Source organism: Streptomyces sp. TS71-3, assembly GCF_018327685.1.
In the GTDB taxonomy this organism is placed as follows: domain Bacteria; phylum Actinomycetota; class Actinomycetes; order Streptomycetales; family Streptomycetaceae; genus Streptomyces.
The window spans coordinates 4,893,006-4,907,070 of sequence record NZ_BNEL01000001.1 but is presented as its reverse complement, the minus strand read 5'-3'; the positions used below and the strand labels follow the sequence as shown (position 1 = coordinate 4,907,070).

Below are 14,065 nucleotides of genomic sequence, written 5' to 3'. Positions count from 1 at the left end.
CATCCCCCGTCGGAGCGACGGACCGACGCCGGGCAGCTCCCCCCGTGGCTGCTCGGCGTCGCCCTTTTCAGGGCATGGATGCCAGGATCCTGCCGGTGGTTGGCGGCGGTCGGCGGACGCGGGATCCGGTGAGCGGACCGTTTGGCGTTCCGGGGCGGTCACCTGGTCTGATGTACGGATGAGTGACGAGACACCGATCTGTTCCGCGAAGGGCTGCCGTGCGACGGCGGCCTGGGTGCTCGCCTGGAACAACCCGAAGGTGCACACGCCCGAGCGCCGCAAGACCTGGCTCGCCTGCGAGGAGCACCGTGAGCACCTGTCGCAGTTCCTGGGCATGCGGGGCTTCTTGAAGGACGTGGTGCCGTTCGGCGACTGGCAGGAGCGGGAGCGGGGCGGCGCCGAGACGCCGCCGTCCGCGTGACGTCCCCTCAGTGACCGTTCACCCTCCGATGGCCGACATCGGGCGATCGGGTTGCAGGAACGCGGGGTCGTCAAGGCCGGAGCCGGCCTTCTTGCCCCACATCGCCAGCCGCCAGATCCGCGCGATCTCCTCGTCGGAGCCGGGCCCCGTGCCGCCGTCGGCGTCCGGACCGGTGCCCGCAGCGCCTGTACCGGAGCGCAGGGCGGCGCGCAAGTCGGTCTCCTCCGTGGCGAACAGGCAGGTGCGGATCTGGCCGTCCGCCGTGAGCCGTGTGCGGTCGCAGGCGGCACAGAACGGGCGGGTGACCGAGCCGATCACCCCGACGCGGTGCGGGCCGCCGTCGACGATCCACCGCTCGGCCGGTGCGGAGCCGCGCTCGGCCGACGCCTCGGGGGTCAGCGTGAAGCGGGTGCGCAGGGACTCGAGGATGTCACCCGCGGTGATCATGCTCTGGCGGCGCCAGCCGTGCTGGGCGTCCAGCGGCATCTGCTCGATGAAACGCAGCTCGTAGCCCTCCGCCATGGCCCAGGAGAGCAGGTCGGGTGCCTCGTCGTCGTTGAGGCCCGGCATCAGGACGGAGTTCACCTTGACGGGGGTCAGGCCGGCGGCCCTGGCGGCGTCGAGTCCGGCCAGGACGTCGTGGTGGCGGTTGCGCCGGGTGAGCGTCTTGAAGACGTCCGGGCGGAGCGTGTCCAGCGAGACGTTGACCCGGTCGAGGCCGGCGGCCTTGAGCGCGCCGGCGGTGCGGGCCAGGCCGATGCCGTTGGTGGTCAGCGACATCCTGGGGCGCGGTTCGAGGGCTGCCAGGCGCTCGACGATGCCGGTCAGACCGGGGCGCAGCAACGGTTCTCCACCGGTGAAGCGGACCTCCGTGATGCCGAGCCGGGTGACCGCTATCCGGACGAGCCGGACGATCTCGTCGTCGGTGAGGAGATCAGGCTTGGCCAGCCAGTGGAGACCCTCTTCCGGCATGCAGTAGGTGCAGCGGAGGTTGCACCGGTCGGTGAGCGAGACTCTCAGGTCGGTGGCCACCCGGCCGTAGGTGTCGATGAGCACGTGGGCCCCCTCCCTGATATGGGTCGTTACCGCGAGCGTACGCGACAGTCGGGGTGTTGGGCGCCGATCATCCGGTGCCGCACCGATCGTGCGGGTACCCCGGGCGGCGCCCGGGTTCAAACGTGGTTCTTGTCTCATATCGCGCGGGTGCTGCTTGCGGAGCCGTAGCGCGCGGGCGCCCCTGCCGATCCGGTTCTCGGCACGGCGCGGGCGAAGGCCGCCCACCGCGGCGCACCGGCGGGCGGCGGGACCGGAAGCCCCCGCAGAAACGGGTGCGTGCCCCCGGAACCACGTTCCGGAAGCACGCACCCGTGGTGTCCGCCCGGCGGCGGGTGCTCAGTGCGCGCCGGTGCCCGTGAGGGAACGGACCTCCAGCTCCGCGTACTTGGCCGTGTCCGGCTCGTCCTTGGAGAGGAGGGTGCCGACCCAGCCCAGCAGGAAGCCGACGGGGATGGAGATGATGCCGGGGTTCTCCAGGGGGAACCAGTGGAAGTCGGTGCCCGGGAACATCGACGTCTCCTTCCCGGAGACCACCGGCGAGAACAGCACCAGGACCACCGCCGAGACCAGCCCGCCGTAGATCGACCACAGCGCGCCCTGGGTGGTGAAGCGCTTCCAGAAGAGGCTGTAGAGGATCGTGGGGAGGTTAGCGGAGGCGGCGACGGCGAACGCGAGGGCGACCAGGCCCGCGACGTTCAGGTCGCGGGAGAGCGTGCCCAGGGCGATGGAGACGATGCCGATCAGGACGGTCGCCCACCGTGCGGCGCCCACCTCCTGCTTCTCGGTCGCCTGGCCCCTCTTGATGACGTTCGCGTAGATGTCGTGGGCGAACGAGGACGAGGAGGCGAGCGTGAGGCCGGCGACGACGGCCAGGATGGTGGCGAAGGCGACCGCCGAGATGACCGCCAGCAGGATCGCGCCCCACGTGGAGCCGGTGCCGCCGACGTGCAGGGCGAGCAGCGGGGCGGCCGTGTTGCCCGCGGGGTTGGAGGCCTTGATCTCGTCCGGGCCGACCAGGGCGGCGGCGCCGAAGCCCAGCACGATCGTCATCAGGTAGAACAGGCCGATGATGCCGATGGCCCAGTTGACGGACTTGCGGGCGGCCTTGGCCGTCGGCACGGTGTAGAACCGGATCAGGATGTGCGGCAGGCCGGCGGTGCCGAGCACCAGGGCGATGCCGAGCGAGATGAAGTCAAGCTTCGACGTCGAGTTCAGGCCGTACTTGAGGCCGGGCTCCAGGAACGCCGAGCCCTTTCCGCTCTTGTCTGCGGCCTGCCCGAGCAGGTCCGAGATGTTGAAGTTGAACTTCACCAGCACCAGCAGCGTGATCAGGATCGTGCCGCCGATGAGCAGGATCGCCTTGACCATCTGCACCCAGGTGGTGCCCTTCATGCCGCCGATGGTCACGTACACGATCATCAGCACGCCGACCAGCGCCACGATGCCGATCTTGCCGCCGTCGCTGGTGATGCCGAGCAGCAGCGAGACGAGCACGCCGGCGCCGGCCATCTGGGCGAGCAGGTAGAAGATCGACACCACGATGGTGGAGACACCGGCGGCGGTGCGCACCGGGCGCTGCCGCATCCGGTAGGCGAGGACGTCGCCCATGGTGAACCGGCCGGAGTTGCGCAGCGGCTCGGCCACCAGCAGCAGCGCGACCAGCCAGGCCACGAGGAAGCCGATGGAGTACAGGAAGCCGTCGTAGCCCGCGAGCGCGATGGCGCCGGCGATGCCCAGGAAGGACGCCGCGGACATGTAGTCCCCGGAGACGGCGAGCCCGTTCTGGAAGGCGCTGAACTGCCGGCCGCCCGCGTAGAAGTCGACGGCGTTCCTGGTCTGCCGGCCGGCCCAGATGGTGATGCCGAGCGTGATCAGCACGATCACGACGAACAGCGAGATGATCAGCGTCCGGTGGTCGCTGACGTCCGCGGCGAGCGTTGTCAGACGGGTGCCCGCCGGGAGAGTGGTTGCGGGGCTCATGCGCCGTCCTCCAGCCGCTTCTTGATGGCCTCTGCCTTGGGGTCGAGCCGGGTGGAGGCGTGGTGCGAGTACCACCAGGCGATCAGGAACGTGGTGAGGAACTGCGCGAGGCCGAACACCAGCGCCACGTTGATGTTGCCGACGATCTTGGTGCCCATGAAGCCGCCCGCGTAGTTGGACAGCAGGACGTACAGCAGGTACCAGAGCACGAAGGCGACGGTCAGCGGGAACGCGAAGCCGCGGTGCGAGCGGCGCAGTTCGCCGAACTGCGGGCTCTGCTGGACCTCGGCGAACTCGGCGGCCGAGGGAAGCCCGCGCCCGGCCTCGGGGCCGGACTCGGACGGCGGATTCTCCTGGGGCGGTGGTGCTTCGGTGGTCATGGTGCCTCCTTGCGGTACGGGTGCGGGTGCCGACGCCGGGGGGACGGGGGACGCCTGGACGAGGGTCTCGGGAGCCTTGGGAGGCTCGGGTGACGACGGGGACGGGGCAGGTGACGGCGGCTGTGCTGCGGACATCGGGAGTCTTTTCGTACGGGGGCGAAGGACTGGCTGTGCCCCCTGTTCAACGGCACGGCGGCGCCAAGGGCTCGGTTCAAACAGCCGGCTTTCTTTCAGAACTCGTTGCTGACCAGCGCGGGCCGGGTTAATTTCGCCTGAGTCATGCGTCATGCACCTGCCCGAGCACCACCGTGTTCGGGCAGTTCCGTATCCGAGCGGTCCCACGGGCCGTGGCCGCGGACCGCAGGGCGCGGGACCAGAACGGCCGGCAGCAGGGCACCACGGCACCACCGCACGGCCGGCACCCCTCGCACCCGCACGACCGCACGGCCGGCAAGCACCGCGTCACCCGCACCAGCGCACACGCGAAAGGACCCGCACGCCCGGAAAGGTGGAGACCCCCTTGCACAGACAGGAGAACCCATGACCGCTCCCCTGGCCCGTTACCGCCGCGCCGCGGCCCTGCCCCTCGGTATGGCCCTGGCCTCGGCCCTCGCCTTCCTGCCGAACGTCACCGCGACGGCGGCCGACGGCGCGGCCGGCGCCCCGGTCGCCCAGAGCCGCCTCGCCGCGGCCGACGGCCCGGAGCTGAGCTACGTCGTCAACGTGCACCCCGGGCACGGCGCCTCGCGCACCGTGCTGCGGGCGATATCGGACGCGGGCGGCACGGTCGTCACGTCGTACGACCAGATAGGCGTGATCGTGGTGCACTCCGCGAACGCCGGCTTCGCCGAGGAGATGCGCGCCGTGCGCGGCGTCGACTCGGCCGGTGCGACCCGCACCGCGCCGCTGCCCGCGCAGTCCACCACCGACACCGGCAAGCCGCGGCCGCTGACCGCCACCGAGGCGAAGGCCGTGGCGGCCCGCGCGAAGGCGGGCCAGGACCCCCTGGAACCGCAGCAGTGGGACCTGCGCGCCATCCAGGCGGACAAGGCACACGAGCGGACCCTCGGCAGCCCCAAGGTCACCGTCGCCGTGATCGACACCGGCGTGGACGACACCCACCCCGACATCGCCCCGAACTTCAACCGCGCCGCCTCCGTCAACTGCGTCTCCGGCAAGCCGGACACCGCCGACGGGGCCTGGCGGCCCGGGGCGGCCGACAGCCCGCACGGCACGCACGTCGCCGGCGAGATCGCGGCGGCCAGGAACGGCATCGGGATGACCGGTGTGGCGCCGGGCGTGAAGGTCGCCGGCATCAAGGTCGCCACCACCGGGGGCTTCTTCTACACCGAGGCGGTCGTCTGCGGCTTCGTCTGGGCGGCGGAGCACCACGTGGACGTCACCAACAACAGCTATTACACGGACCCGTGGTACTTCAACTGCACCGACGACCCCGACCAGCGCGCGCTGGTCGACGCGGTCAGCAGGGCCTCGCAGTACGCGGAGCGCAAGGGCACCGTGAACGTCGCGGCCGCCGGCAACGAGTCGTACGACCTGGCGTCCGACTCGATCGACGACGTGGCCAGCCCGAACGACACCAAGCCGGTGCCGAGGACCATCGACCCGGCCGTCTGCAAGGACATCCCGACCCAGCTGCCGGGCGTGGTGACGGTCGCCGCCACCGGTGCCAAGAACATCAAGTCGTCGTACTCGAACTACGGCCTCGGCACCATCGACATCGCGGCACCCGGCGGCGACTCCACCGCCTACCAGCCGCCCGCCCCGCCCGCCACCAACGGCTCGATCCTGGGCACGCTGCCGGGCGGCACGTGGGGCTACATGTCCGGTACGTCGATGGCGACCCCGCACGTGGTGGGCATCGCGGCGCTCATCAAGTCGACCCACCCGTACGCCCCGCCGGCCCTGGTGAAGGCGCTGCTGTACAAGGAGGCCGACGCCACGCCGTGCACCGACCCGTACGACATCGACGGTGACGGGCAGGTGGACGCCGTGTGCGCCAGCGGGCACGGCACGACCGGGTTCTACGGGGCGGGCATCGCTGACGCCCTGAACGCCGTGCGCCGGTAGCGACGGCACGCACGCTCCCTCCCGCACCGCTCCTTCATGAGGCGGTGCGGGGCCGCGGCCGTCCGGGGCGGGGTCCTCGGGCGGCCGCGGGCGTGAGTTGGGGGCGGGGCGCGGGGAAAAGGGGCCCGGCCTGCCGCGCTCCGCACAACGGCGGCTGTCCGCGCCCACCCGCGCCTGTCCGCACCCGTCCGCACCCGTCCGCCTCCCGCCCCGTTGGGCCGAACGGACGCCTGCGCGCCGTGCCCGTCATCCGGGTACATGACCCGAGTTGCCCGGTTCCCGGGGTCCGGTGAGGATCCCAGGTGTGAGCTCGATACCAGGTGCTGCGAAGGCGGCCGGCGGCGCGCACGGCGAGCCGGACGGCAGCTCCGCGGTGCCGGGGACCGCGGCCGGCGGCCCGGGCGGACCCCCGCCCTCCCCCGGAAGCGGCGCTGCCCCCGGAATCGCCCCAGGTGGGGTGCTCCCGGGCGGGCCGGCCGGTCGCCGGGCATCCGCGCCCGCGGGCCTGGCGCGGCCCGCCGCCGTTGTCGCGCTCCTCCTCGCCGCGCTCGCCGTCCCCCTGCTGGGCCCGTCCGCCGCGCTGCACGGCACGGGCGAGGAGGCACCGCCCGGAGCGGCCGGGATCGCGGTGCTGCGCGCCGTCCTGTTCGCGGCGCTCTGCGTGCCGGTCGGCGAGGTGTTCACGGGGTGGCTGGCGCGCCGGGTACCGGGGGCGCCGACGGCGCGCGCTCCGGCGTCCTGGGCGGGACCGGCCGCCGGGGCCGGTTTCGTGGCGGCCCTGTGCCTCGCGTCCGTCGCGTCCACCGGCAATCTGGTGCCGCACCGGCTGGCCGACGTGGACATCGCCGGGCTGTACCGCACTCGGGACGGCATCCTGGCGCTCGTCGAGGTCAACGCCTTTCTGCTGGCGGGGCTGTGGGCCCGGTCGCGGAGGACGGCGAGCCGGATGCTCCCGGCGGTCGCCGTCGTGGTGGCGGAGGCGTACCGCGCCCACCTGGCGTGGGAGTCCGTGCCGTTGGTGGGCTACGCGCTGACCGGTGTGCACCTCACCTGTGCCGTGCTCTGGGCGGGCGGGCTCTGGCAGGTGCTGCGGACGGTCCGGCTGTGGCGCGTGCGTGGTGCGCCGGGCGCCGCCCGCTCGGACGGCCCCGTTTCGGGCGTCCCCGGCTCGGAACCTCCGGTGTCGGGCGCCCCCGCCGCGGCTGGCCCGCCCGCGGGCGCCGGGTCCGGGCGCGCGGGGCCGGGCGACGCCGGCGAGGTCGCCGCGGCGGCGCTGCTCGGGCGGTACGCGCGCGTGGCGGCTGGGCTCCTCGCACTGGTCACCGCCACGGGAGTGGTGAGCGCCCTGCGGCGCATGCCGCTTGACACGGTGTTCGGGCAGTTGGTGACGACCGGTTACGGCCGGACGCTGCTGGCGAAGGTCCTGCTGGTGGCCGTCGCCGCGGGGCTCGGGGGCGCGGCGCGGCTGCGGCTCGGGGCGCTGGCCCGGACGCCGTTGCCGGCCCGGATACGGACCCGGCTGGGCGCAGGCCGCGTCCGCGCTCCCCTCACCGCGTGCACGCCGGCGCGCGCGGAGGTCGTGGTGCTCGGTGTGGTGGTCGTGGTGTCGGCCCTGCTCACTGCGCTGCCGCTACCGATCACATGGTAAGAGTGCGGGTGCGGAAGGTGGAGAGGCCGGGTGCGGACGGTTGAGAGTCGCGGGTGCGGACGGCTGAGAGCCCGGACCCGGATGGTGGGAGGCCAGGCGCCGCGGCGGCGGCAGGAACCTCGGCGCCCCGCCCACCCCCGTGCTCCTACGCCGGCAGCCCCTCGGCTCATACGCCGGCAGCCCCTCGGCTCATACGCCCGCCGCCCCCAGCAGCGAGCCCACCGCGTACGTCACCGCCATCGCCAGCGCGCCCCCCGCCACGTTCCGCACGACCGCGGGCCGGATGGCCGCGGCGCCGAGGCGGGCGCTGCTCCAGCCGGTGAGGGCCAGGGTGATGAGGACGGAGGCCACGGTGACGAGCAGCCGCCAGGCGGTCGGCGGCAGCACGATCGCCAGCAGCGGCAGCAGCGCCCCCACGGTGAAGGCGAGGAAGCTGGCCCACGCGGCGTGCCACGGGTTCACCAGCTCGTCGGGGTTGATGCCCAGTTCGACGCTGGCGTGCGCGCGCAGCGCGTCGCGCTCGGTGAACTGGCGCGCCGCCTCGCGGGCCACCTCCCGGTCCAGGCCGCGCTCCTGGAGCAGCCCGGTCAGCTCCTCCAGCTCCTCCTCGGGCTGTTCGCGCAGCTCGCGCCGCTCCAGGGCGAGCGCGGCCTTCGTGGTGTCGCGCTGGGTGGACACCGAGACGTACTCGCCCGCCGCCATGGACATCGACCCGGCCAGCAGGCCCGCGAGCCCGGCGGTCAGCAGGGCGCCGCGGTTGTCGGTGGCTCCCGCGACGCCGACGACGAGGCCCGCGGTGGAGACCACGCCGTCGTTGGCGCCCAACACACCGGCGCGCAGCCAGTTGAGACGCTCCCCCAGCGAGCCGCCGTGTTCCTCCTGGTGCCTGCCGCCCGCGGCGGCTCCCCCAGCGTCGCTGCTCCCGGCCTCGCTGCTCCCGGCGTCGCCGTCGGATCCGTGATCGGTCACCGGAGAAGGTTCTCACCCGCTGCTCAGGGGGCGGACACGGGCACGCCGCGACCCCGCGTCGGCGCCCGGCGGCCGGTCGGGAATCGCCGCGGTCGGCCGCGGATCCGCGGCCGGACCCGGCGGAACGAACTCGGGGAGGCCCCCGGGGGGTTCGGGCCACTGTCAGTCGCGCCCCGTATCCTCAATGACCATGCTCGAAGATCCTTTGTTCGCGGCCCCCACGCAATGGTCGGCTCCCGCCGACTCCACGGCGTCCGCGGGCACTTGGCCGACCGGCTATCCGCAGGGGTACGCAGTCGTGGACGTGGAGACCACGGGGCTCGCCCGGGACGACCGCATCGTGTCGGCCGCCGTCTACCGCGTCGACGCCCGAGGCGAGATCGAGGACCACTGGTACACGATGGTCAATCCCGAGCGTGACCCGGGCCCGGTCTGGATCCACGGCCTGACGAGCGAGGTGCTGGAGGGCGCGCCGCTCTTCGCGGACATCGCCGAGGAGTTCGCGGCCCACCTGGCCGACCGCGTCCTCGTCGCGCACAACGCCGTCTTCGACTGGTCCATGATCGCCCGGGAGTACGCCCGCGCGGAGCGCACCGCCCCCGTGCGGCAGCGGCTGTGCACCATCGCGCTCAGCAAGGAGCTGGGCCTCCCGCTGGCCAACCACAAGCTGGAGACGCTCGCGGCGCACTTCGGCGTCGTCCAGCGCCGCGCGCACCACGCGCTGGACGACGCGCGCGTGCTGGCCGAGGCCTTCCGGCCCAGCCTGCACGCGGCGGCCGAGGGCGGCGTGCGGCTGCCGCTGCTGGAGTGCCTGCCGCTGACGGAGTGGTACGACGGCCGGGACCGCGCCCCCGCCGGGCGGATCGGGCGTCAGTCCGGATACCGGCCCGGCGGTTGGCGCCCGTCGCGCAGGTTCCCCCCGTGCCCGTATCCGAACCCGGGACGCTACGAGCCCGGCAGGCCCCTGCGGCAGGGCATGCGCGTGGCGTTCTCGGGTGACACGTCCGTGGAGCGCGAGCTGCTGGAGGACCGGGCCGTGGCCGCGGGTCTGCACGTGGCCGGCAGCCTGTCGCGGCTGACCAGCCTGCTGGTCACCAATGACCCGGACTCCGGCACCAGCAAGACCGTCAAGGCCCGGCAGTACGGCACACCGGTGATCGACGAGGCGGCCTTCGGCCAGCTGCTCCAGGACGTGGCGCCCGCGGAGGGCGGCCCGGCGGACGGCGGGACCGGGAACGCGGCGCGTGGCGGACCGGCGTCCGGGGCACGCGGCGGACAGACCTCCGGGGCGTAGGGAAGCCGGGCGCCGACGGCCGCGTCGGACGGGTGATTGCCGGGCGACGCGCCCGGCCGCCCCTCGCCGTGGCCGCCGGCGGACCACATCCTGTGGCGCATGGCGGTGTGCGAGGTCTGCGGAAACGACTACCCGATGTCCTTCGAGGTGCACGCGCAGGGCGCGGTCCGCCGCTTTGCTGGCGCCTCGTGCTCCCGAAGGGGCTGTGCTGGGCCGGAACAGGGAGGCAGAGGGCCGTCTGCTGTCGCTACCAGACAGAAAGCCGTTCCCCAGATGCGGGCCGGTCCCCCACCTGCACACCTGCTTCCAGGGAGCCAGGTCCGTCTGCGACCCCGGCCTGAAGGGGTTCGCTGCTGCTCCTGGCGGGCCGGGGTCGGCGAGGGCATTCTGATCATCGCGGTCGGCTCGCTGGCACTCGGCCTGCTGGACGCCCCGCAATGGGGCTGGGGCTCCGCTCGCCTCATCGCCGCGCTCGCCGTTTCGGCCGCCGGTCTACGGTTCCTCGTCCTGCGCTCCTCGCGCGCCCGGCCGCCGATCATCGACCTGGCCCTCTTCCGCGACCGGACCTTCAGCGCCTCCAACATCGCTGCGCTGGCCTTCTACGCGGACTTCGGCGTCGATCTGCTCGCGCTGGTGCTGTGGCCGCAGGACGGCTCCGGACGCTCGGCCGACAGCTCGTCCTCGCGAGGCAGGCCGAGCTTGCGGTAGCCGGAGCCGGTCGCGATGATCACCGTCCTCGCGCGGTGCACGGTGCCGGCGGAGTCCGTGAGGAGTTTTATGTCTCCTGTGAGGTCGGCGGAGGCGATGTCGTCGTCGATCATCTCGGCGCCGGACTTCTCGGCCTGGGCCCGCATGTTCTCCATCAGGACCGGCCTGTTGATGCCTTCGGGGAAGCCGGGAGGTTCTCGACCTCGGTGGTGGTGGTCAGCGAGCCGCCGACGAAGATGCTGCTGCCGAACAGCAGGGGCTTCATCTGGGCGCGGGCGCTGTAGAGGGCGGCGGTGTAGCCAGCAGGGCCGGAGCCGATGATGACGACGTCGCCTATCTCGCTCACGCTGTCGCCTCCGGCTTCGTGGGGGCGATCTCGGCGATCAGGCCCTCGACGAGGGTCTTGATCTCGTCGCGGATCGGGCGGACGGTCTCGATGTCCTGTCCGGCCGGGTCGTCCAGCTTCCAGTCCAGGTAGCGCTTGCCGGGGAAGACGGGGCAGGCGTCGCCGCAGCCCATGGTGATGCAGACGTCCGACTCCTTCACCGCGTCGATGGTGAGGGTCTTCGGCGTCTGCTGGGAGATGTCGATGCCGACCTCGGCCATGGCCTGGACGGCGGCCGGGTTGACCTGATCGCCGGGGGTGGAGCCGGCGGAGCGGACCTCGACGCGGTCTCCGGCCAGGTGGGTCAGCCACGCGGCGGCCATTTGGGAGCGGCCGGCGTTGTGGACGCAGACGAACAGGACGGACGGCTTGTCGGCCATGGTGATCGTTCTCTCTCGTCGCATGGCGGAACCCAGCCGCCAATGACTTCAGCCCCCGCTGGTATCAGCGGACGATGATATGACAGTATCAGTGCATGCTGACTTCAGTCGATGCTGATGTGATCCGGGTGTTGGGCGATCCGCTCCGCCTGAAGATCGTGACCCTGCTTGCGCGCGAGACGCTCTGCACGACGCACCTGGTCGAGGAGACCGGAGCCAAGCAGACCAACCTCTCCAACCACATGAAGGTGCTGCGGGCGGCCGGGCTCGTGGAGACCGAGCCGTGCGGCCGCTTCACCTACTACAAACTCAAGCCCGAGGTCCTGGCCGGCCTGTCCGAGCAGTTCGCCGAACTCGCCGCCTCCGCCCGCACCGCCGCCGAGAACAAGAGGGCCTGCCCGTGACCTCCACCGAGCCCACCACCTCCCGCACCCAGAGCGCCGATGGGCCCGGGGACGACTCGATCGTCAAAAAGCTCTCCACGCTCGACCGCTACCTCGCGGTGTGGATCGCACTGGCCATGGCCATCGGCCTGGGCCTGGGGCGCCTGATCCCGGGGATGAACGACGCACTCGCCAAGATCGAGGTCGGCGGGATCTCCCTGCCGATCGCGCTCGGCCTGCTCGTGATGATGTACCCGGTCCTGGCCAAGGTGCGCTACGACAAGCTCGACCGCGTCACCGGCGACAAGAAGCTGATGGCGTCCTCGCTGGTCATCAACTGGATCGTCGGACCGGCGGTGATGTTCGCGCTGGCGTGGACCTTCCTGCCGAACCTTCCCGAGTACCGCACCGGCCTGATCATCGTCGGCCTGGCCCGCTGCATCGCGATGGTCATCATCTGGAACGACCTCGCCTGCGGCGACCGCGAGGCCGCGGCCGTCCTGGTCGCGTTGAACTCGGTGTTCCAGGTGATCGCGTTCGGCCTGCTGGGCTGGTTCTACCTCGATCTGCTGCCCCGCTGGATGAACCTCGGCGACGGCCAAGGCCTGGACGTGTCCGTGTGGCACATCGCGCTGAACGTCATCATCTTCCTCGGCATCCCGCTGCTGGCCGGCTTCCTCACCCGCCGCATCGGCGAACACAAGCTCGGCCGCGCCCACTACGAGGCGACGTTCCTTCCGAAGATCGGGCCGTGGGCGCTGTACGGGCTGCTGTTCACGATCGTCATCCTGTTCGCCCTGCAGGGAAAGACGATCACTTCACAGCCGCTGGACGTCGCCCGCATCGCGCTGCCGCTACTGGTGTACTTCGCCGTCATGTTCTTCGGCGCATTCCTCCTCGGCAAGGGCCTCCACCTGGCCTACGACCGCACCGCGACCCTCGCCTTCACCGCCGCGGGCAACAACTTCGAGCTGGCCATCGCGGTCGCCATCGCCACCTTCGGCGTCACCTCCGGCCAGGCCCTGTCCGGCGTCGTCGGCCCGCTCATCGAAGTCCCGGTGCTGATCGGCCTGGTCTACGTCGCGCTCGCCTGGCGCAAGAAGTTCACCCCCAGCGCGGTGACGACGGCCCCGTGACGCAGCACACGGATGTAGTGGTGGTCGGCGGATGCCAGGCTGGGCTCGCCGCCGGCTGCCACCTGCCGCCAGAAACTCGACTTCACCATCCTGGACGCCGGCACGGCCCCGGGCGGGGCCTGGCAGCACATGTGGGACTCCCTGCACCTGTTCTCCCCGGCGGAGTACTCCTCACTGCCGGGCCGGCTCATGCCCGTCCAGCACGGCACCCGCGTGAACGCCGTACACCGCGACGAAGGCCATCTCCTGGTCGAGACCGACGCGGGCATCTGGCGGGCCCGCGCGGTCATCAGCGCCACCGGCGGCTGGTCGCGGCCCTTCCTGCCCGCCGTCCCCGGCTGATCCGTCTTTGCCGGGCGGCAGCTCCACACGGTGAACTACCGCCGTCCGGCCGACTTCTCCAGCCAGCGCCTCATCGTGGTCGGCGTCGCCAACTCCGGCGCCCAGATCGCCGCCGACCTCGCCCTGCACGGCCACGTCGACGTGACCTGGGTGACCCAGCACCCGCCACGGTTCCTCGCCGACGACATCGACGGCCGCGCCCTACGGTCTGGCTACGGTCAGTCGCGGTGGAGCTGGGCGGCCACAGCGACAGCTACCATCTCGTCCACACCAGTCAGGGGCCGCTGCCGCTTCTTGACGATCTGCGGCTCGAACGTGCCGGACACGTCCCGGGGCACCTCGACTTCGACCGGGCCGACATCAGCACGGTCTTGGACCGCGTGCCATTGCGGCTGTTGCCGCTGCTCCGACCGGGCGGCTCGTGCTTCTCATAGCCGAGATGATCGGCGATCTCGCCCTCCAGGGCGAAGTCCAGCACCCATTTCGTCAGCTGCTGCAGCAGCCCACCCTCACCACTGAGCCGGAGACCCTCGCTCCGGGCCCGGTCCACCAGCATCGCGATCAACTGCGCGTCGCTGGAGGCCAGCATCCCAGCCACCTGACCGTCGGCACCGGCCGACTCCAACCCAACCTCTGATCGATCGCTTGACGTCTTCCTTGATCGTCGGATCCGCCGTTACTTTTACACTCCCTCTCCGATGAGTGTGAGGTACCTCAAGACGGGGCGTTTGCCCAGGCGGGGCCGGTCGCGGATGTTCTGAATGAACAAGAACACATCGGCACGAGCAGTCGCGGGCCTCAGTGAGCAGAGGCAAGGACTCGGGCTGGAAAGCGGCGATCGGCTGGGACCCCATGTCAGAATGGGCCGCCGAGGGCTGAACCCAAGCTGGAACAT

General features: G+C 71.8%; 11 protein-coding genes and 3 pseudogenes. 7 read left to right on the top strand and 7 right to left on the bottom strand.

What is annotated here, in order from left to right:
• Positions 1–178: 178 nt before the first annotated feature.
• Entirely contained in the window at positions 179–421 is a 243-nt protein-coding gene (locus Sm713_RS19905) for a hypothetical protein (protein WP_212910929.1), read from the top strand.
• A gap of 18 nt (positions 422–439) precedes the next feature.
• On the opposite strand, the gene moaA is transcribed toward Sm713_RS19905, so the two are convergent.
• The 3 genes from moaA to Sm713_RS19890 all read right to left on the bottom strand — a co-directional run bounded on the left by moaA (position 440) and on the right by Sm713_RS19890 (position 3,837).
• Positions 440–1,477 carry a GTP 3',8-cyclase MoaA gene (gene moaA / locus Sm713_RS19900; RefSeq protein WP_212910928.1) on the bottom strand — a complete coding sequence of 346 codons (1,038 nt, stop codon included), beginning with the start codon at positions 1,475–1,477 and terminating at the stop codon, positions 440–442.
• A 336-nt stretch (positions 1,478–1,813) separates the two neighbouring features.
• Complete coding sequence (locus Sm713_RS19895) at positions 1,814–3,457, bottom strand: cation acetate symporter (protein ID WP_212910927.1); 1,644 nt, start codon at positions 3,455–3,457, stop codon at positions 1,814–1,816.
• Positions 3,454–3,837 carry a DUF485 domain-containing protein gene (locus Sm713_RS19890; RefSeq protein WP_212910926.1) on the bottom strand — a complete coding sequence of 128 codons (384 nt, stop codon included), beginning with the start codon at positions 3,835–3,837 and terminating at the stop codon, positions 3,454–3,456. The genes Sm713_RS19895 and Sm713_RS19890 overlap by 4 nt, the downstream gene beginning before the upstream one ends.
• A 540-nt stretch (positions 3,838–4,377) precedes the next feature.
• Here Sm713_RS19890 and Sm713_RS19885 point away from each other — a divergent pair.
• Positions 4,378–5,925 carry a S8 family serine peptidase gene (locus Sm713_RS19885; protein WP_212910925.1) on the top strand — a complete coding sequence of 516 codons (1,548 nt, stop codon included), beginning with the start codon at positions 4,378–4,380 and terminating at the stop codon, positions 5,923–5,925.
• Positions 5,926–6,382: 457 nt separating this feature from the next.
• Positions 6,383–7,573: a CopD family protein gene (locus Sm713_RS40515; protein ID WP_374196053.1), complete on the top strand. Its 1,191-nt coding sequence runs from the start codon at positions 6,383–6,385 to the stop codon at positions 7,571–7,573.
• A 189-nt stretch (positions 7,574–7,762) separates the two neighbouring features.
• On the opposite strand, the gene Sm713_RS19875 is transcribed toward Sm713_RS40515, so the two are convergent.
• Positions 7,763–8,434 (bottom strand): VIT family protein, encoded by a 672-nt coding sequence (locus tag Sm713_RS19875; RefSeq protein WP_249416637.1) that lies wholly within the window; start codon positions 8,432–8,434, stop codon positions 7,763–7,765.
• Between the two features lie 292 nt (positions 8,435–8,726).
• On the opposite strand from Sm713_RS19875, the gene Sm713_RS19870 reads away from it, so the two are divergent.
• Positions 8,727–9,836 (top strand): DEDDh family exonuclease, encoded by a 1,110-nt coding sequence (locus tag Sm713_RS19870; RefSeq protein WP_212910923.1) that lies wholly within the window; start codon positions 8,727–8,729, stop codon positions 9,834–9,836.
• Between the two features lie 668 nt (positions 9,837–10,504).
• Here Sm713_RS19870 and Sm713_RS19865 read toward each other — a convergent pair.
• Positions 10,505–10,890 (bottom strand): annotated as a pseudogene (locus tag Sm713_RS19865) (NAD(P)/FAD-dependent oxidoreductase); the annotation flags it as partial.
• Complete coding sequence (locus tag Sm713_RS19860) at positions 10,887–11,309, bottom strand: arsenate reductase ArsC (RefSeq protein ID WP_212912136.1); 423 nt, start codon at positions 11,307–11,309, stop codon at positions 10,887–10,889. The gene Sm713_RS19860 and the pseudogene Sm713_RS19865, both read right to left, overlap by 4 nt.
• 95 nt (positions 11,310–11,404) lie before the next feature.
• Between Sm713_RS19860 and Sm713_RS19855 the strand changes: the two genes are divergently transcribed.
• The 3 genes and pseudogenes from Sm713_RS19855 to Sm713_RS19845 all read left to right on the top strand — a co-directional run.
• On the top strand, positions 11,405–11,713 hold the full coding sequence (locus Sm713_RS19855) for a helix-turn-helix transcriptional regulator (RefSeq protein ID WP_212910922.1): 309 nt from the start codon (positions 11,405–11,407) through the stop codon (positions 11,711–11,713).
• Positions 11,710–12,828 carry an ACR3 family arsenite efflux transporter gene (arsB, locus tag Sm713_RS19850; RefSeq protein ID WP_212910921.1) on the top strand — a complete coding sequence of 373 codons (1,119 nt, stop codon included), beginning with the start codon at positions 11,710–11,712 and terminating at the stop codon, positions 12,826–12,828. The genes Sm713_RS19855 and arsB overlap by 4 nt, the downstream gene beginning before the upstream one ends.
• A pseudogene (locus tag Sm713_RS19845) lies at positions 12,825–13,374 on the top strand (NAD(P)-binding domain-containing protein); the annotation flags it as partial. The gene arsB and the pseudogene Sm713_RS19845, both read left to right, overlap by 4 nt.
• Before the next feature lie 50 nt (positions 13,375–13,424).
• Here Sm713_RS19845 and Sm713_RS19840 read toward each other — a convergent pair.
• A pseudogene (locus tag Sm713_RS19840) lies at positions 13,425–13,759 on the bottom strand (transposase); the annotation flags it as partial.
• Between the last annotated feature and the right edge of the window lie 306 nt (positions 13,760–14,065).

Coding starts and splice junctions, on each gene's coding strand:
- Sm713_RS19905 (WP_212910929.1), top strand. CDS start 179: ATGAGTGACGAGACACCGATCTGTTCCGCGAAGGGCTGCCGTGCGACG.
- Sm713_RS19870 (WP_212910923.1), top strand. CDS start 8,727: ATGACCATGCTCGAAGATCCTTTGTTCGCGGCCCCCACGCAATGGTCG.
- Sm713_RS19885 (WP_212910925.1), top strand. CDS start 4,378: ATGACCGCTCCCCTGGCCCGTTACCGCCGCGCCGCGGCCCTGCCCCTC.
- Sm713_RS19855 (WP_212910922.1), top strand. CDS start 11,405: ATGCTGACTTCAGTCGATGCTGATGTGATCCGGGTGTTGGGCGATCCG.
- Sm713_RS19890 (WP_212910926.1), bottom strand. CDS start 3,837: ATGACCACCGAAGCACCACCGCCCCAGGAGAATCCGCCGTCCGAGTCC.
- Sm713_RS19895 (WP_212910927.1), bottom strand. CDS start 3,457: ATGAGCCCCGCAACCACTCTCCCGGCGGGCACCCGTCTGACAACGCTC.
- Sm713_RS19860 (WP_212912136.1), bottom strand. CDS start 11,309: ATGGCCGACAAGCCGTCCGTCCTGTTCGTCTGCGTCCACAACGCCGGC.